The organism is Terribacillus sp. AE2B 122, from assembly GCF_902497585.1.
In the GTDB taxonomy this organism is placed as follows: domain Bacteria; phylum Bacillota; class Bacilli; order Bacillales; family Amphibacillaceae; genus Terribacillus; species Terribacillus saccharophilus_A.
Map to the genome: position 1 here is coordinate 62,807 of NZ_LR700944.1, position 22,763 is coordinate 85,569.

At 41.8% G+C, this 22,763-nt stretch carries 21 protein-coding genes and 1 pseudogene; 9 read left to right on the forward strand and 13 right to left on the reverse strand.

Annotated elements, in window-relative coordinates; all coding sequences use genetic code 11:
* Window positions 1–116: 116 nt before the first annotated feature.
* The 3 genes from AE2B122_RS08745 (at window position 117) to AE2B122_RS08755 (ending at window position 1,975) form a co-directional block, all read left to right on the forward strand.
* On the forward strand, window positions 117–983 hold the full coding sequence (locus AE2B122_RS08745; protein WP_095269187.1) for an AraC family transcriptional regulator: 867 nt from the start codon (window positions 117–119) through the stop codon (window positions 981–983).
* A 61-nt stretch (window positions 984–1,044) separates the two neighbouring features.
* Window positions 1,045–1,461 carry a MarR family winged helix-turn-helix transcriptional regulator gene (locus AE2B122_RS08750; protein WP_095269203.1) on the forward strand — a complete coding sequence of 139 codons (417 nt, stop codon included), beginning with the start codon at window positions 1,045–1,047 and terminating at the stop codon, window positions 1,459–1,461.
* Between the two features lie 232 nt (window positions 1,462–1,693).
* On the forward strand, window positions 1,694–1,975 hold the full coding sequence (locus AE2B122_RS08755) for a hypothetical protein (RefSeq protein WP_175073799.1): 282 nt from the start codon (window positions 1,694–1,696) through the stop codon (window positions 1,973–1,975).
* Between the two features lie 233 nt (window positions 1,976–2,208).
* On the opposite strand, the gene srtB is transcribed toward AE2B122_RS08755, so the two are convergent.
* The 5 genes and pseudogenes from srtB to AE2B122_RS08775 all read right to left on the reverse strand — a co-directional run bounded on the left by srtB (window position 2,209) and on the right by AE2B122_RS08775 (window position 7,143).
* Window positions 2,209–2,976 carry a class B sortase gene (gene srtB / locus AE2B122_RS08760; protein WP_175073800.1) on the reverse strand — a complete coding sequence of 256 codons (768 nt, stop codon included), beginning with the start codon at window positions 2,974–2,976 and terminating at the stop codon, window positions 2,209–2,211.
* A 113-nt stretch (window positions 2,977–3,089) separates the two neighbouring features.
* Window positions 3,090–3,209, reverse strand: coding sequence for a sortase B protein-sorting domain-containing protein (locus AE2B122_RS19500; RefSeq protein WP_371809538.1), 120 nt, complete (start codon window positions 3,207–3,209; stop codon window positions 3,090–3,092).
* A 267-nt stretch (window positions 3,210–3,476) separates the two neighbouring features.
* Window positions 3,477–5,276: pseudogene (locus tag AE2B122_RS08765) on the reverse strand (phosphatase PAP2 family protein); the annotation flags it as partial.
* 234 nt (window positions 5,277–5,510) lie between these two features.
* A complete protein-coding gene (locus AE2B122_RS08770) occupies window positions 5,511–6,383 on the reverse strand; it encodes an EamA family transporter (RefSeq protein ID WP_175073802.1) in 873 nt (290 codons plus the stop codon).
* Between the two features lie 124 nt (window positions 6,384–6,507).
* Window positions 6,508–7,143 carry a DUF2306 domain-containing protein gene (locus tag AE2B122_RS08775; RefSeq protein WP_175073803.1) on the reverse strand — a complete coding sequence of 212 codons (636 nt, stop codon included), beginning with the start codon at window positions 7,141–7,143 and terminating at the stop codon, window positions 6,508–6,510.
* Between the two features lie 165 nt (window positions 7,144–7,308).
* On the opposite strand from AE2B122_RS08775, the gene AE2B122_RS08780 reads away from it, so the two are divergent.
* From AE2B122_RS08780 to AE2B122_RS08795, 4 genes are read left to right on the forward strand one after another with little or no spacing between them, the layout of a single operon-like run.
* Window positions 7,309–7,923: a TetR/AcrR family transcriptional regulator gene (locus AE2B122_RS08780; RefSeq protein WP_175073804.1), complete on the forward strand. Its 615-nt coding sequence runs from the start codon at window positions 7,309–7,311 to the stop codon at window positions 7,921–7,923.
* Window positions 7,910–8,767: an ABC transporter ATP-binding protein gene (locus AE2B122_RS08785; protein WP_175073805.1), complete on the forward strand. Its 858-nt coding sequence runs from the start codon at window positions 7,910–7,912 to the stop codon at window positions 8,765–8,767. The genes AE2B122_RS08780 and AE2B122_RS08785 overlap by 14 nt, the downstream gene beginning before the upstream one ends.
* Window positions 8,764–9,456: a hypothetical protein gene (locus AE2B122_RS08790; protein WP_175073806.1), complete on the forward strand. Its 693-nt coding sequence runs from the start codon at window positions 8,764–8,766 to the stop codon at window positions 9,454–9,456. Before AE2B122_RS08785 ends, AE2B122_RS08790 begins: the two co-directional genes overlap by 4 nt.
* Before the next feature lie 3 nt (window positions 9,457–9,459).
* Window positions 9,460–10,173, forward strand: coding sequence for a hypothetical protein (locus AE2B122_RS08795; protein WP_175073807.1), 714 nt, complete (start codon window positions 9,460–9,462; stop codon window positions 10,171–10,173).
* Between the two features lie 320 nt (window positions 10,174–10,493).
* Here the strand turns inward: AE2B122_RS08795 and AE2B122_RS08800 are convergent, their stop codons facing one another.
* The 3 genes from AE2B122_RS08800 to AE2B122_RS08810 all read right to left on the reverse strand — a co-directional run bounded on the left by AE2B122_RS08800 (window position 10,494) and on the right by AE2B122_RS08810 (window position 15,045).
* Window positions 10,494–10,853 carry a VOC family protein gene (locus tag AE2B122_RS08800; RefSeq protein ID WP_175073808.1) on the reverse strand — a complete coding sequence of 120 codons (360 nt, stop codon included), beginning with the start codon at window positions 10,851–10,853 and terminating at the stop codon, window positions 10,494–10,496.
* Window positions 10,854–10,942: 89 nt separating this feature from the next.
* Window positions 10,943–12,574 carry an alkaline phosphatase gene (locus tag AE2B122_RS08805; protein WP_175073809.1) on the reverse strand — a complete coding sequence of 544 codons (1,632 nt, stop codon included), beginning with the start codon at window positions 12,572–12,574 and terminating at the stop codon, window positions 10,943–10,945.
* A gap of 485 nt (window positions 12,575–13,059) precedes the next feature.
* Window positions 13,060–15,045: a methyl-accepting chemotaxis protein gene (locus AE2B122_RS08810; protein WP_175073810.1), complete on the reverse strand. Its 1,986-nt coding sequence runs from the start codon at window positions 15,043–15,045 to the stop codon at window positions 13,060–13,062.
* A gap of 397 nt (window positions 15,046–15,442) precedes the next feature.
* On the opposite strand from AE2B122_RS08810, the gene ahpC reads away from it, so the two are divergent.
* Together ahpC and ahpF are read left to right on the forward strand one after the other, a co-directional pair.
* Entirely contained in the window at window positions 15,443–16,006 is a 564-nt protein-coding gene (gene ahpC, locus AE2B122_RS08815; RefSeq protein WP_038563282.1) for an alkyl hydroperoxide reductase subunit C, read from the forward strand.
* Window positions 16,007–16,020: 14 nt separating this feature from the next.
* The gene (gene ahpF, locus AE2B122_RS08820) at window positions 16,021–17,550 is read left to right on the forward strand and encodes an alkyl hydroperoxide reductase subunit F (RefSeq protein ID WP_095220381.1); all 1,530 of its coding nucleotides are present in this window, start codon (window positions 16,021–16,023) and stop codon (window positions 17,548–17,550) included.
* Between the two features lie 95 nt (window positions 17,551–17,645).
* On the opposite strand, the gene AE2B122_RS08825 is transcribed toward ahpF, so the two are convergent.
* The 5 genes from AE2B122_RS08825 to AE2B122_RS08845 form a co-directional block, all read right to left on the reverse strand.
* Window positions 17,646–18,434, reverse strand: coding sequence for a DUF6270 domain-containing protein (locus tag AE2B122_RS08825; protein WP_175073811.1), 789 nt, complete (start codon window positions 18,432–18,434; stop codon window positions 17,646–17,648).
* A gap of 379 nt (window positions 18,435–18,813) precedes the next feature.
* Window positions 18,814–19,761, reverse strand: a complete 948-nt coding sequence (locus tag AE2B122_RS08830) for a biotin-dependent carboxyltransferase family protein (RefSeq protein WP_175073812.1) — start codon at window positions 19,759–19,761, stop codon at window positions 18,814–18,816.
* Entirely contained in the window at window positions 19,754–20,527 is a 774-nt protein-coding gene (locus tag AE2B122_RS08835; protein ID WP_175073813.1) for a LamB/YcsF family protein, read from the reverse strand. Before AE2B122_RS08835 ends, AE2B122_RS08830 begins: the two co-directional genes overlap by 8 nt.
* A 12-nt stretch (window positions 20,528–20,539) precedes the next feature.
* Window positions 20,540–21,262: a 5-oxoprolinase subunit PxpB gene (gene pxpB, locus AE2B122_RS08840; protein WP_095269220.1), complete on the reverse strand. Its 723-nt coding sequence runs from the start codon at window positions 21,260–21,262 to the stop codon at window positions 20,540–20,542.
* Window positions 21,263–21,284: 22 nt separating this feature from the next.
* Window positions 21,285–22,508 (reverse strand): NRAMP family divalent metal transporter, encoded by a 1,224-nt coding sequence (locus tag AE2B122_RS08845; protein WP_095220386.1) that lies wholly within the window; start codon window positions 22,506–22,508, stop codon window positions 21,285–21,287.
* Between the last annotated feature and the right edge of the window lie 255 nt (window positions 22,509–22,763).

Sequence of the window (22,763 nt, forward strand, 5' to 3'; positions counted from 1 at the left end):
TGCACTTTAAAATTAAGCGTTTTCAAAATACAGCGTAGCATCTACAATAGGAAGTGATATAGAACCAGATTCAACTTCGTTTTACACTATTTCACCCAAAAGGCGGCGACACGGAAATGGAGAAATCCTATCTATCATTCTCAGCTCCACCACTGCCATATTTTGTAGAAGGAAACAGCACGACATTTTATAAAGGACAGCAGCATCCTGCACGAAGAAAACTAGGATTCTTTGATATAATTCTCGTCAAAGAAGGTACTTTATTCATTGGGGAAGAAGCATTGCAATGGGACATTTCTGCCGGAGAGGCATTAATTCTCGAACCGAGCAAGTATCATTATCCAACAGCTCGCTGTGCATCAGATACGACATTCTATTGGCTGCATATGCAAAGCCCATCCTTTTGGAAGGACCAGTCTGTGTGTGCCTCTATCTCACCAGCTGAGTCCATACCGTCGCTGCATTACCATACTGAACATGCAACGATTCACCTGCCGAAATATCAGCAAGTACCACAACGACATGTCCTGTACTATACAGTAGAAAACCTGCTGCAATCCACCACTCAGCCGCGTTCCTTCGCCTTTTGGGAAACACAGCAATTGTTCATGCAAGTGCTGCAGCATCTGTCTTACAATCCAATACCGCAGCACACCTCACTGCGATTAGCGGAACATGTTGAAATGTATATTAAACAGCACTACAACCAACACATCACGAATGCAACCCTGGCAAAACACTTTCATGTGCATGAGAACTATTTGGCCAGATGCATGAAACAAGCTTTTTCATGCACACCGCTTGCATACTTAGCAGCATACCGATTACATCAGGCACGACTGCTGCTTTTAACAACAGACTGGTCTTTGCAGCAAATTGCGGAAGAAGTCGGTTTTACAAGACAAGGTTACTTCTCGAAAAGCTTCAAAGCAAAATACGACTTATCACCAAGCCAATATAGACAGGACATGAGTAAAGCCTAGCTAACATCTTTGCTGGTACGCTATAATGCAAATAACAAATACACAGCTAGGCAGTGATAGCATGACAGAAAAACATACAACAGCTGAAATAGAAAACATCATGACCTCCATTCTTGGTATCCAGCAAAAATCAAGAGCATTCATCAACTTGCTGACAGAAGGCGAAGCACTCTCCGAGAACCATTTACTCCTCTTGCTCCAACTGAAGCTCACAGATGGCATGAAAGTCACTGCTATCTCCGATCTTTTTCACATTACGCCTGGTGCAGCTACTTCCATGTGTGACAGAATGGAAAAAATGGGTCTTGTGGAACGAAAACGGGAGGATAAAGACCGAAGAGTTGTAAAGATGGTTCTTACCTCAGCTGGCCAATCCAAAGTAGAAGACCTCTTTTTGAAATTCCAGTCAAAAAAACTGCAGGACATGGCTGCGGTCCTGACAGAAGTGAATGCTTTACTGCAGAAAATCATTATATAAAAAAAGATCTCCGAGCTGGAGATCTTTTTTTATATGCCTATTGACAGGACAGCAAGCAATATACTTTAATTATAATATGTTTTAATAATTAAAATATATTATAATTAAAGTATAGGGCGTGATCAGTCTCTGCAAAAACAAAGTAACCCTGCCGCTTGCTTTGCCCCTGCAACTACGTTAGTAGTATCGATCCTTTTATGATAGTTCCCAAAATGACAAGGAGATGAAAATAATGCTGAAGTATCCTAAATCACTTCGTTTGTTATTATTGTCACCGGCAATTCTTGTATTCTCTATTCTTTATGGCGGATTCATCACCGTCATCGTCCTCACCTTACTGGCCGGTTTTTTAAACACATTTGGTTTCGAGCAATTCCAAATGTTTATCTGGCACAACATGGAGATACCAGGTGTTTGGAGTATCCCTTTTGCGGTTGTCGTGTCCGCTTTGCTTGCGTATCTTACCATGCATATAAAACGCTTCTTATCTTACCTCCTGAGTCAGGTGAAATAAATGGTCTACAACCATTTCTCCTTCCCAATGCATACAACAAAAACGATACCTCCTGACACCAATGATCTACCCACACATGCAGAACCCGACAGCAACAGCAAAACTCCCCCCAACGATAGCGATAAAACCGAAGTGGAAGAAATATAGTGCAGCCGTTTCTGAACAAAAAAAGAAAGGAGCGAGTGAAATCGCTCCTTTAAGTAAAAACCAATTGCCTGTGCTTCAATAGGATCTCAATTAGTCTTAGTTAATTTCCCATGCAAGACTAACCTCCCATCTTCCGGATCCTGTAATTCATTGCATGTCGACAAGGTAATAATATTATCCTTCTCTGTCACTTGGATGTCTGTCCGCATTTTTGACTTTTCTTCTATCACATCAATAAAATCCAAGTATTCTTCGTCAGTAGGAAAATCAGTTTCAATGTAATTAAAATCTGTCGTTGTTACATATACCGAGAAAATTTCTACTTTATAGCTTTCATAAATTGTATCAAATTGAAATTCTTTATTTTGAGAGAAGAAATCTTCATCTAAGAATTTATCCAATTGCCCAAACATCGACCCGTCTTTCATCTGATGACCGTATATAATCCTTTGTCTATCCTGTGCGTCTGATTTATTACGAAAATCCATAAAGATACTGCCCGATTTGGATGTCTCCTCTTTATAATTTCGATTCAAATAATGATTGTTATCGGAACTTTGTAGTATGGGATAGTCTATTTTTGTATTATCAATTGTTAACCAGCCTACTATATTAGGGTTGATATCTAAGAGACTTTGGAATTGTGAGCGTACTGAATTTTCCGATGCTATGGCCTTGCTTTCTTGAAGATTGCCTTTATACTGCACTTGGATTTCTTTCATTACTTGTTCACTTTGAACATAATCAAAGCCAATCCCCCCTATCTTAATAAGGCAAAATAAAAATACAACTAAACAAGTAAGAAGGATTATCTTTTGAAGCCAGTTCATTTTTTTGTTTTCCTTTTTCCTCATGCTATATCCATACCTTTATCGTTCAGTATTGTCCTCCATGAATAAAATGTGCCCCTTGAAGCTTCGGACAACTGCTTGCCTTATCACTACAAGGGACACACGAATAGATATAATTATCTTCTTCTAAATTTTCTTTGCCAAATAACGACGGCAGCTGCAATGGCTGATGCTGCTAGTAATCCAACATATAAGATTATGTTTGTGTCATCTCCTGTTTTAGGGTTTTCCACCACATCTCCATCAGCGCTGCTTGAAGTTACCGGCTTTACGGAATTGTTACTTTCTTTACTCGCATCTTCTAATTTAGCAGGTGTTTTCTTGTCTTCATTTTCAGTAGTTGAATCTACTAGATTTTCCTCTTTCTCTGTCTCTTCAGTTGGTTCAGTTGAAACGCTATCGTCTTCTGGTTTCGTTACAGGATCCTCAGAAGGATTGTTGTCATCCCCTGTTTCGGATGGCGGTACGACTGGAGACTCGTTTTCTTCCTCTTCTTGCGTATTGCTGTCTACAACATATAATGTATTTGCATCGTAGGAGACCTCGTAATTATCTGGAAGACCTGTGATCTCAACTTTAGAAAAGGCACTCTTATCTGCCAGTGCATCATAAGAAATGATCGGTGTATCTGCATCAGGGATAAACCCGTCTGTAAAGTTTAGTTTTAGCGTCCCGCCAAATGTGGCCTCACCGTTAATATCAAGTACTTCTTGTTTATTTCCGATGGTAAGCTCTAGTGTACCTGCTTCTGACTGTGTGAAGTTATTGCCAATTGTCACACCGCTTGACACGTTCTCAATTAGTGTTCCTTCCTTATTCACGACTTCACCCTCACCAAAAGCGGAACCTGAATTTGCAGCTAAAGTTCCTTCTTCCAGTAACGTGCCTCCGGTATAGGAGTTATCACCAGATAGCGTTAAGGCACCTGTACCTGACTTTGTTAATTTTCCAGAGCCATCAATGTCATTCTTCCAAGTGTCAGCCTCATTAAATCCGCCTCGGGCTGCATCCATTGATACCGTGACATCATTTTCGAACGCTTCATAACCACCTGCAGCAGCAAATAGGTTCAACCTTCCCCAGCCTTCCGTATCATCCAGTACAGGATATCCGGAAGGTAAGCCTGTTGTATATAATAACCATCGGCGCTGCGCATCATCTAGGTATGGAAAGCGAGTCTCAATCAAAGCCTCAGCACCCTTCGGCACTACCATTGGCTTTGTAGTATCTCCGATTTGTTCAAAGCCATATGTAAGACGCTCCGTATAGTTCTGCTTATTTGTCTCGTAATCGCTATAGTTATCTTCGGAAGTACCCTCTTGCGTAAGCAGTACTTCATGCGCCTGTGCATAGGCAGCATCTTTCACACTTTTGTTATTAGGATCATTCAAAGCAGAGGCAGCAACAGCAGTTGCCATCACTCTTCCGCCAATTACATCCAAAGGGGAATGCATACCGGCTACGATTCTGCTATTGCCCATCTCAGAAGCTCTTGTCATTATTTCTTCATATCGCTCTGGTACAGCATAAGCAAATCCATAGGATGCAAGATAACCTGCGTTCGTATGTCCACTCGGGAATCCGCCATCAGTGCTGGGATCCTCTTTTATTCTCGGAACCAGCGTCGGAATAACACTTACATCTTCACTCCAGCGAAACGGACGTTTATAGCTGTAATAAGCTTTTGCATTAGAAGTTGAAGCTCCGCTGTTGCGGATAGTATCGATTAGTCCTACCATGCTTCCAAGACTCGAATTCTGGTCAGCCCAAACGCCATTGTTATTGCTTCCATCATCATAACCTAAACTTGTCGCATCTTCTGGAATCTCATCCGGAATGGTCGTCCCTGCATTCGCACCAGCAATAAAATTATCAGCGTGAGGACCAAGCCCTGCAATGGCACTGTAATTCTGATGACGGCGATCGATTAAATAAGCCGCCTTAGCTTCTTCATCGGTACGATTCTCTGTAATTGAAATTGACTTTGCAATATTGTAATTATGTATATCTTCATTCAGCACAGTGCCATTGTCCCAAGAAGTTCCCGGTTCCCAAAGGTCATGAAACTTGGATAGTACACCAATGGAGGGATTGGATTCCGGCGTCATATTGGAGCTGTTATTATTTGCGTAGTTATCAACATAGTAGCCGTATGATGCTTCTTGCGGGGCGATAGCGGATTCATCTAAACTATTTGCCGCCAAAACAGAATTAGAGCCTTGGAAACAAATAACTGCCGCTAATGCTAGGACAGGTATTTTGGACTTTCTTTTTTCTCTTGTTTCATTGCACTTAATCGCCATTTACTCACTCCTCATATTTTGTACTACAGAGTAATTCTAGTAATGAGTTGTGGTATTAGTATTAATTTATTGATAAGAGATTGTATATCCTGACATAACATTTTAAATTGTATGTAAATATTACATATATTTACATACAATAACCCAAAAAATGTATGATATTGTATAATGATGTCAGTAAGCAGATAAACCGTTCCCGATTGATTCATGTCACTATATTTAAAAAAGCCTGCATTATGCAGGCTCAATCCTTCTGGGCACAAATGCAATTAAGACAATACCTCCCAGTAGCATACCAATGCCCATCCACGATAACAGACTAAGCTCCTCGCCGACTAATATGACACCTAACACAGCAGCCGTAAACGGTTCCGCCAAGGACAGAGACACAGCAGAGGATGCCGGCACTTGCTGCAGCCCTTTCGAAAACAAGAAATAAGCAGCTGCTGTCGCAACAATCCCAAGATGCAGACTTACAGCTATACCGCTTGGCTGCAGAATCCACTGCATATCAAACAGGAAAAGGAACGGCATTAGGAAAATTCCGCCGATACCAAAGATAACTGCCGCTGTCTCTAATGGACTCTTACCTTGCACAATCTGGCCGCTCAGCAAGGTATATCCCGCAAAGGACAGACCAGCTCCCAGCGCAAGCAGGATACCAGCTGGCTTGATCATTACGGTATCTCCTGTCAGGAACAGCAGCACACAGCCCATAATAGACAACAATGTCGCTCCCCACCATATATAACCTGGTCGCCTTCTAAAAATTACCGCCTCCAAGACTCCAGACAGAATCGGCGCACTTCCGATTGCGATGACGGTACCTACTGCCACGCCAGTTTGATGGACTGCCGAAAAAAACAGCGGCTGATAGCACGCCATGCAAAACGCTGCCAGAAGCGTCAGCCCGATTGGCCAGCCTTTCAGATTCAATCGTCCGAGCAGCAAGGTAATTAAAAGCAGAAACACTCCTCCAACCGCAAGCCTTGCAGCTCCAATCGCAATCGGATGGGCCGCAGCTGGGGCAAATGCCTGTGCCGTGCCGGTCGTACCCCAGAGTATTGCTGCAAACAGGACGAATAAAGGTGCTGTCCTAGCGACCATCTTACCTCTCCTCCGCATATTTTCTTTATCATGCCAGAAACACTAGCATCTTGTAACGAAGGATAGGAGGTTATCGGACAAGAAACCTTTATCTATCTACTGTTATCACTAACCGTCTTCCTGATTAGCTCGTGAGGCTGTTCGAGCGCAAGTAACGGATAATTATCTCAGCAATTGTGACGTTAACCACTATTGAGCCGTAAACTCCGATAGTATAGCTTTGTGTATAATCCATTCCCGCTTTAAAGAGCACGAAAGAAATCAAATGAATGAACATATTTGTAAAACAGAATAGATAACTGCGAATCATCCAGTTCTGATGTTTGTCGAGTCTGCCTTTCCTTGCATGGACAATGGCAATTATAATCATGATCGGCCAAAACAGATTTACTAAATTGAACGGTACACTAACCAGCTTGCCTCCTGTTGCATACGGCGCTAGATAACCAGATGTCAAAGACACAAGCAACACGGAAACAGCATACACATAGCCGTTGATACGGTGGAACTTACGTTTTTGCCAAGCCAATCCCCGTGAAAAGTTCACCGCTCCACTAAGGGTTGCCAGACAAGCAACAAATACATGTACATACATGACATCCAGCCATACAGGCATGCGAAAGCTATTACGCAGATCCACTTTTTGTTCCAAGAAGAAGGAGGCTTGATTATCAAGGATGTAGTTATCTGCCAGAGTATAAAGAATGTAAAACCCTATTCCAACCAGAAGTAACTTATATACAATACTACTTTTATTCATTTATTGAAGCTTCCCGTCTATAAAATTCTTTCTTATATTGCCTGTGTTTCTCTATAATAGCAACTCCCAATCCAACAATTGACAAATGATTTGATTTCCAGTAAATTGAATTAATGAATTAAAAATAAAAGTATTCATTTATTCAACTCGTGGAGGTGCATATTAATGACCAAATCACAAAATCCAAAACATATTCATATTAGAAACAACTTATTTGAGACAGCTCGTGAGCTTTTTGGGAAATATGGCATTAAAAAGACCAGCATCTCTGAAATCACAAAAGCTGTAGGCATTGCTCAAGGATCTTTTTATGCATACTTTCCCTCTAAGGAAGAATTATATTTTGACCTTGTTGAGATGGAAGAAAAGAAAATAAAAAAAGAACTTTTCAATCTGCTTGAGCAAGAACCAATGACCAAAAAACTGTTTAAGGCTTTTTTATTAAGAAGCTTGCAGTTGATTCAAGCCAATCCAATATTGAGAAGCCTTTTTGATGAAGAGCACCTGCAGTACCTTCTTACCAAATTACCTCCAGAGCGGATGAAGCAGCACATCGAAACAGATACAGACAGATTGATGCCCATTATTGAACAGCTTCAGAAGCAGCAAATCTTGATTAAAAAAGACCCAAAGATCATTAGCGCGATTATACGGTCTTACATTTTACTCTTCCTTCATCGCCAGAAGATCGGGGAAGACGTTTTTGAAGAAGCGATGGAACTGCAGGCAGAAATGATTGCGGACGGTTTAATAAAAGGAGGACATGATGATAAAAGCTGACAATCTCTCTTACCGTTATCCACGGGCAGCAGCTGATACCTTAAAAGACATTTCCTTCGATATTGGAGAAGGTGAGATATTCGGGTTCTTGGGACCATCAGGAGCAGGAAAAAGCACGACACTAAGGATTCTTATAGGTATAGCCAAGAATTATACCGGCTCTGTAAGTTTGTTCGGAAGCGAGATAAAAACAGTAAAGGCATCCTTTTATGAACGGATTGGCGTTGCCTTCGAACAGCCTAACTTTTACAGCAAATTTACTGCCGAAGAAAACCTCCTTTTCTTTTCAAAACTATATTCCTCCTCCCCATCTATAGATCACGGTCAGCTTCTTGAGGAGCTTGGACTTGAGCCGCATCGGAGAAAAAGGGTCAGCGAATTCTCCAAGGGAATGAAAATGCGACTCAATTTCTGCAGAGCATTGCTGCACAACCCAGATATTCTTTTTTTAGATGAGCCAACATCTGGTCTGGATCCCACAAATGCTAAGACAGTGAAGGATATTATACTTCGGGAGAAGCGCAAAGGAAAGACAATTGTCATTAACACACATAATATGCAGCTTGCAGAAGCAATTTGTGATCGAGTAGCGTTTGTAGTAGACGGTACTATACCTATAATTGAATCGCCGCATCATCTGAATCTTCAATACGGGAAACGAGTAGTAAATATCACTTATCGAACAGCCAACCGGGTGGAAGAAGCAAACTTCCCCTTAGCCGATCTGCACAGCAATATCGATTTTCAGAGACTACTGGAAACGGAGAGCATCGAGACCATCCATACACAGGAAGCAAGCTTAGAGGATATTTTTATAAGAGTGACTGGGAGGCGGCTTGTTTGAAATATATAATCCTGCAAGATATCAAATTCCAACTTAGGCATGGCTTTTATCTTGCCTATTCAATTATAAGTATCTTTTATATTTTCTTCCTATATTACTTACCCGACAAACATATCGAGCTGATTGCATCACTGATCATTTTTTCCGATCCATCAACTTTGGGCTTCTTCTTTATGGGCGGCCTCCTATTGCTTGAAAAAGATCAGCATATTTTTGATCCATTGTTCATTACACCACTGAGCCTCCATCGTTACATCTGTTCAAAAATAAGTTCCTTGTGTCTCCTATCAATTGTTTCCAGCCTCATCATAAAGATCATCGTATTTGGAATCTATGATCATATACTCATTATGCTTACTGGTGTCTTGCTTACATCTCTGCTATTTTCACTTCTTGGTATTGTCATCGCATCTAAATCTCGTTCCTTGAATCACTTCTTTCTGCTTGCCGCCATTTATACCACATGGCTTTTTCTGCCGATTTTACCGGCTGTCGATATGGTGCATCATTGGCTATTTTACTTGCTCCCGACAACCGGTTCACTGCTATTGATAAGCGGTGGGTTCAACGATATAGAGAATTTTGCTTTTCTTTATAGTGTCTGTATTCTACTTATAAGCATCACGCTGGCATATTGGGCAGCTTATCATACATTCCGCAAACACATCGTTCTGCAGATAGGAGATTAGATCATGAAAAAAATAGTTTTTCTCTTGCAGGGGGATATCAAGAATATTTTAAGAGATCCTATGCTCATCCTGTCCATTTTCTCTCCCATTCTGCTTATCTTGCTTATTCGCTATGTAATGCCCTCGATACAGCGCATGGTCCAAGTGAATTTGTATGATTACGATATATTTATCATGAGCGTGACTATCATTTTATGTCCCTTAATGATAGGAGTACTCACTGGTTTTCTTCTGCTAGATGAAAGGGATGAAGAACTAATCAGTTACTATGCTATAACACCGATAAAGAGAAAAGGTTATCTCATTTATCGGATCAGCATTCCTTTCTGTATCACAATAGCCTTCACTTGCCTGATTCTCTTATATAGCGGCATTGCTCGTCTACAATTATGGCCATCCATTACCATAATCCTGATTACATCGTTACAGGCACCTATTATCACACTTTTCCTGGGTGTATTTGCCAACAACAAAGTGGAAGGATTAGCTTTAGCTAAAATGGCAGGTCTCACTATCATTGCACCTGTCCTTGCATATTTCGTCTCTTCCCCTCTGCAATACATCAGCGGTTTTCTTCCCGCTTTTTGGGTAACAAAAGTCTATATGGAGGGAACATCTTTTGGTTCTGTTTACTGGCTGTACAGTTCTGCAGGATTACTGGTTTGTTTATTACTTGCTGGCATATTGTACCAGCGCTTTATTAAAAGACTGATCTAGATTTAAAAAATAGAGAGGTGGGTGCTTCCTAGTGTTAGGAGAAACCCGCCTCTTCTTTATTATGATATTTAATTGATTATAAAAGCAAAGAAGGATCCTTTTATAGAATTAAGTTACCACCCAGAAACTTAAAGAGAAATCTTTGGAAGTTCATACTTAATTTAGCAACTTAACTTCTCCTGCTTCAGGTAAATATTCCTTATAAGTCAAGCTCATTTTTGTAAAGAAAAAACTTCAACCGTCTTCCTTTTGTCGATCAGTGTACTTAATTTCAAGGAAATTTTTTTCTGTAAGTTGATCCGATATTTATTACTACGTTTTTATTCTCCTACCAGTACAAAGACATTCCCATCCGGCGCCCGCATTACAGCAACATGTCCGCCAAGTGGATTAGCGAAAGGCTTTCTAATCCATTTCACTTCAGGGTCTACAGATAAACTACTATAAACCTCCCGTACATCTTCTACCACTATTTCTGTTTCAACAAAAGCAAAATCAGGATTATTCTTTAGAACCAATTCCGTTTCCCCATGCGGAAACTTCATCCCTATAAGCCACCACTGTTTCGCTTCATCTTGGAATGTATCCCATGCTTTGGTTAAATCCATTGCCTCATAAAATGCAATGGACTTATTTATATCTCCGGCAAACACGGCTAGGCACTGCATCTGTTTCCACATTTCATCACCACCCAAAGAACATATGTTCCTTATATTATAAAGTATCTTCCGCAAAAAACACCCTGATAAGTTATCAGGGCGTAATCCATTTATTTCGCTTTCTTCACAATCTTCACAGCATCCTTCGACACGTAGAAATCTCCGCCGCTCTGAACTGTTACACTATCCAGTTCATATTCACGATCATTTACAATAACGACATTTTTGTTCACAGGGAATTCTGCTTTTTTACGTCCTTTATCTATTACCAATACGGGGTTCGCTGCATCAGAAGTATCAACGCTCACTTCGCCCCACTTACCAAATGCTTCTTCTGCTTCTATGAACATATTTTTGCTTAACTTGTCCAACTTGAAGCCCATTGCATCAGCCGCACTGTGCGCAATGTCTGTGTTCTCAATCATGCCAGATGGCTTTCCAGGTCCGTAGGAGTATAGGAACAGATCCTCACCCGTATGCCCGCCAGTCGTGAAGCCAAGGTTTGCACGCTGTGCCAGAAGGTCTACCAATGTTCCTCCAAGATCTTCTGATTTATTAATAGCTCTCTTTTCTTTTGCAGTTGGGTTCGTAATACCATAAAGCTCCGCAACTTCCAATCGGTTGGATCCATCCTCATTCAACTGAGACATAGCACCTTCCAGTGTCATTGTTGCTTCCTTCAATGGATCTACATAGGCAGATACTGGCGTAGAAGAATATGTGCCATCCGTATTCTCATTTCCGATAGAGATTCCGCTGTTACCGTGGTCAGAAACAGCGATGACCATCGTGTTCTTATCCTTCTTAGCGAAATCCAATGCCTCTTTTACGGCATCATCAAATGACAGCGTATCACTGATCATACCGACAGGGTCATTTGCATGCGCCGCCCAGTCTGGCTTGCTGCCTTCTACCATCAGGAAGAAACCATCCTTATCTTTAGACAATGTTTGAATGCTTTTCTTCGTCATCTCTGCCAATGTTGGTTCTTCCGGCTTTGTTGCTTCCCTATCCATATCGTAAGCTAGTGCAGCTGGAGCGAAAGAGCCCCAGATTTTCTTCGATCTGGAATCAAGCAAGTCATCTCGTGTCTCAACATAATCGTATCCTTTATCATCTATTACCCCTAGCAAATCCTCGCCATCATCACGGTTGCCATTTTCAAGGGATTCCTTCCCGCCGCCAAGGACAACGTCAATATTCTGATAGACTTGCTGTTCAGCGATATTATCATATTGTGAACGATGATCTGCATGAGAAGAAAAAGCAGCAGGTGTCGCATGTTGAATTTCAGATGTAGAAATGATACCAGTCGCTTTACCATTCAGCTTCGCACCTTCCAGCACATTCGTCACAGGACGATATGGATCGTCTGCAAGATCTTCATCCACTCCTGGAGAAGCGATTTTCTCCGGAAGGACTCCGACAAACTTGTCATTCGTTTTATTACCGGTAGCCATGGCTGTACCAGCAGGAGCTGAATCCGTAACAGCAGACTCTGCAGAATATGTACGCACACCACCAGATGCCATCTGATCCATAGCTAAATCATCACCCTTGTACCATCTCGATAGAGTTGTTGTTGTAGAGCTCACTCCATCCTTAACGAGTACAATGACATTCTTCACCTTCGGATCCTTCTTCGCTTCTACCTCTTCCGGCTCCAAATTCGTCAAGCCGATTGAACCAACCGCTAGCGTTCCCGCTAACGTCACACCAAGTAATTTTTTGCTCAGCTTCATCTCTCATTCCCCCGTATCAAAAGTTATAAAAAACCTCCACCAACGCAACAAAAGTTAATAGATTTAGTTCGTGTACGAGAGTAATTGTATAGGCTGATTGTTAATGGGATGTTAATGATCTATAAAGCTATCGTTAATTAATATAATGGGTATTATGTAAGAAAAAGGGTATTTAATTTAAAATAAATACTTTTATAATAGTGATTTATCCTTATTTTTGATAATATAAATACTGACTTCATCTGTATATAATCATCAAAAACCATTATTTTAAAGAGAATGTTTAGAGTAGTACAAATCACCCATCTAATCTCACCTTTATTATATTCCAGTTATAATTACCTATCCAAAAATCATTATAGTTAATGTCATATCAACATTTTTTTGAACCGATATGTTTATCCTAATATCGTTAGATACTCCTTCTAATTGTCATATCGCTCTTTTCTATAAAAAAGCGACCCCTTTCCGGGTCGCTTTTCGATTTATAATTTGAACTTCGTCAGTAATTCCTGTAACTCCTCGGCCAAATTGGATAAGGCGTTTGCTGATGCTGTGATTTCCTCCATAGAGGCTAGTTGCTCTTCTGTTGTACTTGCCATCGACTCCGATGCCGCAGCATTCTCTTTTGCAATTGCTGCAAGCTCTTCTGCACTAGCAGTCATTTCCTGAACGCTTGCCGCTATTTGCTCGGTGATCGAGGAGATATCCTCGATCTGCGGTGATATTGTAAAGATGCTGTCTTTAATTTGGCTGAACTTTGTCGTTGTTTCATCGGTAGCCTGCAGTCCTGTTTCTACGTATCGTGCTGTCTGCGCCATCACTTTGACAGACTGCACTGTATCAGACTGGATATGCTGAATGAGATCTGTGATTTGCATTGCCGATCGCTGTGATTCCTCAGCGAGCTTCCGAACTTCATCAGCAACTACAGCAAATCCTTTGCCTTGCTCACCGGCACGTGCAGCTTCTATAGCGGCATTCAAAGCCAGCAAATTCGTCTGATCAGCAATACCAACTATCACATCTGTAATGCTTCCTATCTTCTTAGAACTTGCCTCAAGCTCCTGCATTCTAGCGTTCGATTCATTCACAGATGCATAGATATGTTTCATTTGTTCAACTGTCTGGTTGACGGAATACTCTCCATCCTCAGCTAAGCTCGCTGCCTGTTTCGTTGAATCCGATACCGCAGTCAAGCTGTTTGCAACGCGATCCATACCGATCGCAATTTCACCTATTGCCTGTGCATTCTGTTCGACGTGCACCCGCTGAGAATCTGCTCCTCCCGCTACATCCTGCAACGTTGTCGTAACATGCTCGGTCGCAGAGGTTGTCTGCTCCGAGCTTGCCAGCAGTTCCTCTGATGATGCTGCCAGCTGGCCAGAATCGGTATCGATCTGCTGGATCAAACTGCTCAGGTTATCCGTCATTGTATTAAATGCCTCTCCAACCTCAGCTAGTTCATCCTTAGAATGAATTTCTATCCGTTCACGCAGATCGCCACCACTCACTTGTACAGCAGTCTGCTTCAGGTTGTTTAACGGTTTAATGATAGAACGGACAACACCAAAGACAAGGAACCCTCCGGCAATGAGCGCCACGGCCAATACGATTAGCGTCGTGTATAAAATTGGTGCTGCTGCATCATCTATCTCGGAGGCAGACATTACACCAGCAACCTTCCAGCCAGTCAGTTCATTCGTTGTGTAAACAAGCTCCTCTGTGTCAGCACCCTGCTCGAAACGATATTGGCCACTTTCTTTCTCAAATTGCCGGACAAGATAATCGGCAGTAGCCTCAGTTCCTTTTTCTTCTGTCGGATGGACGATTATATGCTTTGTCTGATCTAGAATAGAAGTATATCCTTCTTTACCAATATGTATCTTCTTAGATGTTTCTTCCAAATTACCTAATGTAATATCCATGCCGATGACACCACTGTTATCTTCGGTTGTCTGTGCAATTGTTACTACTAATGTATTAGTTGAGGCAGAAACATATGGTTCTGTTATGACCACTTGGCCGGCATTCTCTTTCGCCTGCTGATACCATGGTCTTTCCCGCGGATCATAATCAGCTGCAAGCTCCAAGTCAGGGGACTGTATCATCAACCCTTCTTCGGTTCCGACATATGCCAATTCAAGTTCCGGATGCAGATCTGTATATTGCTCTAATTTCTGTCGTATCTCCGGGCTTTCCATACCGTCATATAGCTCAGTATTGATTTGACTGGCAAAGAACTCAATATCATGTATCTTTGGCTGAATTGTATCGTCTATCATACTGTTCAGCACATCCACGTTACTTGATGCACTTCCAATCAATTGAGCCGACAACTCCTGCTTTGCACTCTGATACGCTAAGAAGCCTATTAGAATACTGGGTATAAGTAAAATGGTGACAAAGGACAGAATCAGCTTATTTCTGATAGTAAGCCGAATTCTACCTTTTTCTAAGATGCGTTTCATGGTATCCCCCCTAATTACTAAGCTGCTGACAACTTATTACTTTCTTTATCGGCATCCCGGGAGAATTATGGACATAAGGCATCATAATTTTAATATACAATTTCTACCAACAAGCTATTCTTCATTTCTCAAGAAGATTCACCAACTGAAAAAACGGAGACATTTATTCTCCACCTGACTCAATTATTCCTTTTGTATGTCACATAAATTTAACCATCTACTCAAAAGTCGGAGAAATAGCGTGATTATAGCATTTATCTTGTGACACCCTTCACATAATCCCTTGACACAACCTTATCGGTATTTTACCCTTAATAATATATATAAATTTAGAATGATTATGTCTAAGTAATTCTAAGTTTCTAGTTATTAATTTATTTTGGGAGGCTATTTATTTATGTCACTTATCGGCAAAGAAGTACAAGCATTCACAGCACAAGCTTACAAAAACGGAGAATTCATCGAAGTTACAGAAGCTAATTTCAAAGGTCAGTGGAGCGTAGTCTGCTTCTACCCTGCAGATTTCAGCTTTGTATGCCCAACTGAACTAGAAGATCTTCAAGGCCAGTACAGCACACTTAAAGATCTTGGTGTAGAGGTTTATTCCGTTTCTACAGATACACACTTCGTACATAAAGGCTGGCATGACAGCTCTGAAAAAATTGGTAAAATCACATATGCAATGATCGGTGACCCATCTCAAGCAATCTCTCGTCAATTCGATGTATTGAACGAAGAGTCTGGTCTTGCTGACCGCGGTACATTCATCATCGATCCAGATGGTGTAATCCAAACTGTCGAAATCAATGCAGACGGTATTGGCCGTGACGCAAGCACACTTGTGAACAAAATTAAAGCAGCACAATACGTGCGCCAAAATCCAGGTGAAGTTTGCCCGGCGAAATGGGAAGAAGGATCTGAAACACTAACACCTAGCTTGGATCTTGTAGGCAAAATCTAAGGAGTGCGTTGAATATGGTACTTGATGCAAACATTAAAGCTCAATTGAACCAGTATATGGCGCTTATGGAGAACCCTATCGTTCTTAAAGTAAGCGCTGGTGCAGACGACGTTTCTAAGGAGATGCTTGCTCTAGTTGAAGAGCTTGCAGCTATGTCGTCTAAGATAACAGTCGAAAAAGCAGAACTTTCACGTACCCCGAGCTTCACCGTGAACCGTGTTGGTGAGGATACCGGCGTTGCTTTTGCTGGTATTCCGCTTGGCCATGAGTTTACTTCGCTCGTCCTTGCTCTCTTGCAGGTAAGCGGTCGTGCACCAAAGGTTGATGAAAAACTGATCAACCAGATCAAGAATATCAAAGGCGAATTCCACTTTGAGTCTTATATCAGCTTGACTTGTCATAACTGCCCGGATGTCGTGCAAGCATTGAATGTGATGAGTGTACTGAATCCGAACATCACAAACACGATGATCGATGGCGCGGCTTTCAAGGACGAAGTAGAAAGCAAGAACATCATGGCAGTTCCGACTGTTTATTTGAACGGCGAGAATTTCGGCAGCGGCCGGATGACGCTTGAAGAAATGCTAGCGAAAATGGGCTCCAGTGCAGATGCATCTGAGTTTGATAACAAAGAACCTTATGACGTTCTTGTTGTCGGCGGCGGTCCAGCTGGTTCCAGTGCAGCTATCTACGCTGCTCGTAAAGGAATCCGTACCGGAATTGTAGCAGAGCGCTTCGGCGGGCAGGTATTGGATACGATGAGCATCGAAAACTTCATCACCGTTAAGGAGACAGAAGGTCCGAAGCTTGTTGCAAGCCTGGAAGAGCATGTAAAAGATTACAACATCGATGTGATGAACCTGCAGAAGGCAACGAAGATTGCGAAAAACGATTTATTTGAGCTGGAGCTGGAGAACGGCGCGACACTGAAAAGCAAGAGCGTCATCATCTCTACAGGTGCACGCTGGCGTAATGTCAACGTTCCTGGCGAGCAGGAATTCAAGAACAAAGGTGTTGCCTACTGTGCACACTGTGATGGTCCGCTATTCGAAGGAAAAGACGTTGCTGTCATCGGCGGCGGTAACTCCGGTATCGAAGCAGCCATCGATTTGGCTGGTATCGTGAACCACGTTACAGTCCTTGAATTCGCCGATACATTAAAAGCAGACGAGGTATTGCAAAAGCGTGCTTACAGCCTGCCGAACGTAACTATTATTACAAACGCACAAACTACGGAGATTACCGGAGACGACAATGTCAACGGTATCACCTACGTTGAACGCGACACAAACGAAGAGAAACACATTGCCCTGCAAGGTGTCTTCGTCCAAATTGGTCTTGTACCGAATACAGAATTCCTTGCTGACGTCGTTGAGCGCACTCCAATGGGTGAGATTATCGTCGACAAACACGGGCAAACAAATGTCCCTGGCCTGTTTGCTGCAGGAGACTGTGCGGATACAGCATATAAACAAATCATTGTCTCTATGGGATCAGGTGCGACAGCATCGCTTGGTGCATTTGATTATTTGATTCGGAATTAATTAATAGAAGAAAGCGTGCAGCTGTAGTAAGCCGCACGCTTTCTTTTTGTTATAATTTTCTTTACAGACAATACAAACTAGTCTTATAGTAAACCTCAATTAACCTCTGCATTTTTATCAATCTGAGTAACTTTATTTAATTGTTCAAGGAAATCATGATAATAATTATCATGATAATGTAATTGGAACACATCCCAACCGATAGTTGGCTTCGGGGAAATGTAATACTTCTGATGATCCAGCTCTATAAATTTCAAGTCATACTTTGAAATCATATAGTTATCAAGCTTATCCCAAATATCATTATATTGTTGATAAGAAGGCAGATAGGAAACTTTGCCCTCTGAATCTAACAAACGATTGCTGAATCGCCCTTTATTAATGATCACTTCACAATTTGGTACTTCCTTTTTTAAGAAATCCATGAATTTAGCTATTGATGGCAACAATAAACCAAAATAGTCAGATGGACTTCTTTCAATCTTCAAATGGAACTTTTCCGGCAGATCATCAAAGAATGAAGTCTTGCTAACATAACCATTGTTTGTAAAGAAACGATCTTGCGAGAAGAACACCCCTAAAAAGACATCTGTATAGAAGTCCATAATCAGATAATCCGGCTGTTTTACTTTTAAATCATGAAAGAAACTTTTGGTTAATTCTTCTATAGTCTTAAGTTTATCAGCCTCATTATGGACATTTTCTTCATCCATATAATCAATTTTAGTCTCGTCATAGGTAAATTCCTGTGAAAAAAGACTTATCAAAGATGCATGCAAAGAGGTCGCTACACATTCATACCTCTCTTTATAGTTTTTATTCAATTTGGAGTTGAAATTATCTCTAGTGATACAAGAGCCATAACAGGCTATTTTAATTGTCATTATTTTCTCCTTAAAATACAATTATTACTTATATATCGGATTAAAAAGAGATTAGTTGATACATTCTGTATAGCTATTTTATTTTCTGAGCATAGGGAAATGCCTTTTCTGTCATGCGATTACTATGGGATAGGATGTCAGCAAAGGTGCCCAGAACGACTGAAGAGAAAGCACACAACTTACAACATCATTTCTCTAGACTTTCTCGCAAATTCCACTCAATATCATTAGCAATCCAGGTGCAAAACCCTCCACAGATTACATTGCTATCACTGTTACACCATTGATAAGTTATACGCTGATTATTCCTGACGTTTATTTATATTTCCACGAATTATCTTTCACAGAAAAAGAAGATGTCCGCAAACACCTTCTCCTCTTACACAATTATCTTCTCAAGTACACTTATAATTTTTTGTTTTTTTAAATAAAGATCCTGCGCTTCATCCATTCCGACTTCTTTAAAACGAATGCGCGCTCCCGGCGCAGCTTGCGCTAACAAGGAAATATCTGTGGATATTACTGTCGCCATCCTTGTATATCCTCCTGTTGTCTGCCGGTCCGCCATCAGAATGATCGGCTGACCATTGGCAGGCACCTGAATTCCGCCAAGCGGGATAGCTTCCGAGATTATGTCAGCAGTGGTTTTGTGCGACAGTTCCGGACCTTTTAGACGATACCCCATACGGTCTGACTGAGGAGTGATTTCATAGCTGGATGATAAGAATGTTTTAATAGTCTCATCTGTGAAAGCATCTTGATGCGGCCCAAGGATGACTCTTACAGTGACTTCCTTCTTGTACTTAGGAATCTCATCGTAATGAAGGGAACGCCCCGTTACTGCATGAGGATTCTCAGTACCGTACAGAATGTCTTCCTTCTCGAGCGCACGTCCGTTCAGACCGCCGATTCTCGCCTTCAAATACGTTGAATTGCTCCCCATTACCGCTGGCAAGTCAAAGCCGCCTGCCACACTGATATAAGAACGAATTCCTTCCAGCGGCTGACCGAATTCAATCAGCTGACCCTCTTTCACAGCAAAACTCTTCCACATTGGAGCCGGCTGGCCATTCACTCTAGGCGACAAATTACCACCTGTTATCGCAATAACAGCATCCTCCAGCACCTTGAGTACCGGTCCCATCATTGTCACTTCCAGCCCTGCCTCGTCACGTTTATTTCCAACGAGCAGGTTGGCAATTTGCAGCGAAAAGTCATCCATCGCACCCGCTACAACTACACCATATTCCTGGTAGCCAGTGCGGCCGAGATCTTGAAAAGTCGTCATCAGTCCGGGCTTGATCACTTGAAATAGCTTACTACTCATGATGCTCTACTCCGAAATTCTGAATCGTTATTTGTTCTGCCTGAAGTCTTTCACGGAGTTGTTGAACGAATCGCAGCGCTTCCGGTTCATCACCATGCACACAAATCGTATCTGCTTGAATAGTAATATCCGTTCCATCAACAGCAGTTACTTTACCTTCTTGAATCATACGAATGACACGATCCACTGCAACTGTCACGTCATGTATCATAGCATTTGCTTGAGAACGAGGTGTCAGCGTTCCATCTGCCTGATATGTTCTGTCAGAAAAGACCTCTTGTGCAACACTTAGACCCACTTTCCCTCCTGCACGCACAAGCTCACTTCCTGCCAAGCCAAACAGTACCAAACCCGAATCAACTGCATGCACTGCTGCTGCGATGGCTTCCGCAATAGCAGAATCTTTTGATGCCATATTATATAGCGCTCCGTGCGGCTTCACATGCTGAACATATGTACCGCAAGCCTTGGCTGCTCCTTGGATTGCTCCTACCTGGTAAACAACTAGGTTATAGATTTCTTTCGGAGACAGCTTCATATCCCGACGGCCAAACCCCGCTAAGTCAGGAAAGCCTGGATGAGCACCGATTCCTACACCAAGTTCCGCTGCTGTTTTAACCGTTTCAAGCATGACATTATGGTCACCCGCATGGAATCCACACGCAATATTGGCGGATGATATGTATTTCAATACTTCCTCATCATTTCCGATTGTATAGGCACCAAAGCTTTCGCCTAAATCGCTGTTCAGATCAATCGTCTTCATTCCAGCCCCTCCTTACTTTTCCTTACTGATAATCTTATATTCCCCAAGACGAACCGCTTCTGCAATATCGTCATATTCTTTTTTCGAAATTGGGACGAACCTCAGATAATGACCGGAAGTCAATAAAATCGGCTGCTCACGTTCTGGATCGTATAATTTCACTGGTGTCTGACCGATGATTTGCCAGCCTCCCGGAGTTTCCAGTGGATATACACCCGTTTGTGATCCGGCTATACCTACAGAACCAGCTGCAATTTTCGAACGTGGTTCCTCCAAGCGCGGTGTCGCAATTTCTTCCGGCATACCGCCAAGGTAAGGGAAACCAGGGACAAATCCCATCATATATATCAAATAATCCTGGCTGGAATGAATGCGGATGACATCCTCTTCTGACAGACCATTATGATCCGCAACGAAATTCAAATCAGGTCCTGTCTCCCCGCCATAATAGGTAGGAATTTCATAAACAAGAGAAGCGGCCTCGGCCACTCCTCCTTGGATATTTTCATATAGACGCTCCAGTTTTTCCAGCAGTGCTTGATAGCGAATTTTATCAGGACGATAAAAAATTGATAGCGTTGTATAAGCCGGTATCCACTCGATAATTCCTTCAATCGGCTCCGCCTTAAGCAACTCTGTAAAAATCCGGATTTTCTGATTTGTTTCCTCTGAGATTGTCTGTCCGAAAACGAGCTGAATGCCCGTATCTCCTAGCGGATGATAGGTAAGCTTCATTTTTTAGGACCTCCTTCTCGAATTAGAACAACTGCGGCACTTTATCAATCAGCGTAACAATTGCCAAGTAAGCCGTTGCGATAAAGACAATTGCACCAAAGATTGTGAGCCACAATGGGTGCTTATAATCCCCAACGATTGATTTCTTATAGGCTGCAATTAACAGTACACCTAAACCAATTGGCAAAATTAAACCGTTCACTGCACCTGCAACGACAAGTAATGTTGCTGGCTGCCCTATTAAAACCATGATAATCGTTGAAATGATGATAAATCCAATTGTCACAAGCTTCTGATGGCGCTCTACACGCTTTGATAATGTCTTCAAGAAAGAAACAGATGTATATGCTGCACCAATTACAGACGTAATACCAGCAGCCCATAGGATAAGACCGAACATCTTATATCCAATTGTTCCAGCAGCTTCTAGGAAAACTGTCGCCGCAGGATTAGATGCATCCAATTTCACACCTGTCACTACCACACCCAATACAGCTAGGAACAGGAATATCCGCATAATCGAAGCAATTAAAATACCAGTGACCGAGCTTCGCGTCACGTAGCGAAGGTTTTCTTTCCCGGAAATACCTGCATCCAATAGACGGTGACCACCAGCAAACGTGATATAACCACCGACTGTACCACCTACAAGTGTGATGATTGCGAATACATCAAGTTCTGTCGGTGCAAACGTACGTGTTATTGCCTCTCCGACAGGCGGATCACTTTGGAACGCCACGTACAAAGTCAACACAATCATTACGATTCCAAGAATACGGGCAATCTGATCCATTGCAGCTCCCGCTTCTTTGGAAAGGAAAATACCAATTGCAATAATACCAGTTATAATAGCACCAATTCGAGCGTCAATACCAAAGATAACATTCAAACCTAGTCCTGCTCCGCCAACGTTTCCGATATTAAATGCAAGACCACCTAATGCAACCGCGAAAGCAAGGAAGTATCCCAACCCCGGCAAGACTTTATTCGCGATATCCTGACCGCGCATTCTGGAAACAGCGATAATTCGCCATATATTCAACTGCACACCAACATCTAAAATGATGCTCATAAGAATAACAAAGCCGAAGCTTGCTAATAATTGATCAGTGAAGACAGCTGTTTGTGTCAGGAAGCCCGGTCCAACAGCTGATGAACCCATCAGGAAGGCCGCTCCTAGCAGGACGCCCCATTTCCCTTTGGAAGGAGACTGCTGCTGTTGTAAATCTTTCTCTTTTGAAGCCATGTAAATCCCCCTTATGTAACGATCTCTATAAATCATCTGTAGTATGTACTGCTTTCCATACATTATCACAAATATTTAATAAACAATAATCATTATAACTCGAAGATAATTACTTACACAAGATGTAAAATAACCTCACACAAAAAATCAACTAACAAAAGCTATTTCTCACAATATGAAAAAAGAGGCTGAGACAAAAGTGTTTTAGCCATATAAAAAACCGAACTATATTGTAAATCTTCATAAGAAAATTTG